The 1,834-nt window shown below is 51.0% G+C and carries 1 protein-coding gene; it reads left to right on the top strand.

Annotation, left to right across the window (positions count from 1 at the left end):
- Positions 1-112: 112 nt before the first annotated feature.
- Positions 113-1,834, top strand: a 1,722-nt coding sequence (locus ACOCD2_RS18405) for an HsdM family class I SAM-dependent methyltransferase (RefSeq protein ID WP_419625872.1), incomplete at its 3' end; no start/stop codon positions are given.

Here is a 1,834-nt window from a genome sequence, read left to right as displayed (position 1 = left end):
TCTACTCGACTAGTCCTTATAGAGAAAGTACCCTATTATTAGGTCAATGCACCATTCCATAAACGGTGGTTTATGCAACACACCGCCTCCCTTACCGACAAGGAAAACGATAATGAGAACGACGCTTGCCTTACAGGATGTCGCTCAGTTCAATGACCCGCTTGTGCGCTACCATGCCTGCAAAGCGATGGCGAGGGGCTTTGCAAACTCACGCCCCTCTGATGAGCAGCGTGTCCAGGATGCACGGGCATTTTGCGCTGCTGTAATCGACACGTATTGGCAGACCCTCTGCAAGCGTTACAAGTCGAGAATGAAGCCTAAAGGCTCACCATACCTTGAACAGGAAATTGAGCCGGATGCTCTGCAACTGGCGGCGGACACGGGGGAGTTGATAGCTCAGTTCCCGGAGGAAGATGCCGGGTATCTGATCGGTTCAATTTATACTGTAATGCTGCCCAGTTCCTTGCGCTCCAGCTTGGGCGCTTATTACACACCGCCTCCACTTGCATCCCGGCTGCTGGACCTGGCCGAAAAAGCTGGCTTTGATTTCGGAAAAGGCACAGCCATTGATCCTGCGTGCGGTGGAGGGGCTTTCTTGGCTCCTGTGGCAATGAGAATGATTAAGCGCATGCCCAAAGCATCCGCTGAGTGGACACTGAAGCGTATTGGCCAAAGGCTGCGCGGTATTGAAATTGACCCCTTTGCAGCTTGGATGAACAGTGTAATCCTGGAAGCGTCAATCCTTCCGCTGTGCGTCGAAGCCAAGCGGCGATTGCCAAACTTGATCACCGTTGGAGACGCACTTAACGTGTCCGATATGGGGAGTTTTGACCTGGTAATTGGCAACCCTCCCTATGGGCGCACAAAGCTCTCTCCAGAAATGCGGGACACTTATTCACGGTCATTGTACGGCCATGCAAACCTATACGGCTTGTTTACTGACCTGGCGCTGCGACTTGCAACAGACAACGGGGTGGTTGCTTACCTCACTCCCACTTCATTCTTGGGTGGGCAGTATTTCAAATCACTGCGTGAGTTGTTGACCGCCGAAACGACAGTAAAAGGTATCGACTTCATCTCTGATCGAAATGGCGTTTTTGATGACGTGCTTCAAGAAACTTTGCTGACTGCCTACAAAAAAGAGAAAAGTAATCAATCTGCCAATATATCGCTGGTAATGCCGCAAGGGCTAAATTCCGCGAAGGTTGAGAAGATTGGCAAGGTTAAGATTCCTAAGTCGGGCGAACCTTGGGTGATTCCTCGCAGCACGGTAGATGCGAAGTTTATCGCTAACCTGGCAAAGATGCCCACGCGTCTCATAGACCTTGGCTATGCAGTCTCGACTGGTCAGCTTGTGTGGAACCGCCATAAAGATCAGCTCCGCTCGATGCCTTCAAAAAACACCCTGCCTTTGATCTGGGCAGAGTCAGTGACATCTGAAGGCTTTAAGTTCAGTGCTACTCGCCGGAATCATGTTCCGTATATTGCGCTCTCTGCTAAACAGCCTCACCTGGTAACTCGGCATTCTTGCGTTGTGCTGCAGCGTACTACCGCGAAAGAGCAAGCCCGCCGCTTGATTCCAGCTTTGCTACCACAGGACTTCCTGGATGGGTATGGTGGAGCTGTCGTAGAAAACCATCTCAACATGATTTACTGCGAGGGCTTAGACATTGCAGCGGTTAGCCCGAAAACAGTATGTGCCTTACTCAGCACTGAAGCCGTAGATAGGGCATTTCGTGGCATTAGTGGCAGCGTGGCCGTATCCGCTTATGAACTGAATGCCCTGCCTTTGCCCACGGTTGACCAGATTTGTGAACTAGAACAATTAATTAGT

Origin of the sequence: Thiolapillus sp. (genome assembly GCF_048562965.1) — a bacterium.
Taxonomy (GTDB): Bacteria; Pseudomonadota; Gammaproteobacteria; order Chromatiales; family Chromatiaceae; genus Thiolapillus; species Thiolapillus brandeum_A.
The sequence above is the reverse complement of the archived record's forward strand: the minus strand, read 5'-3'. Positions and strand labels throughout refer to the sequence as shown.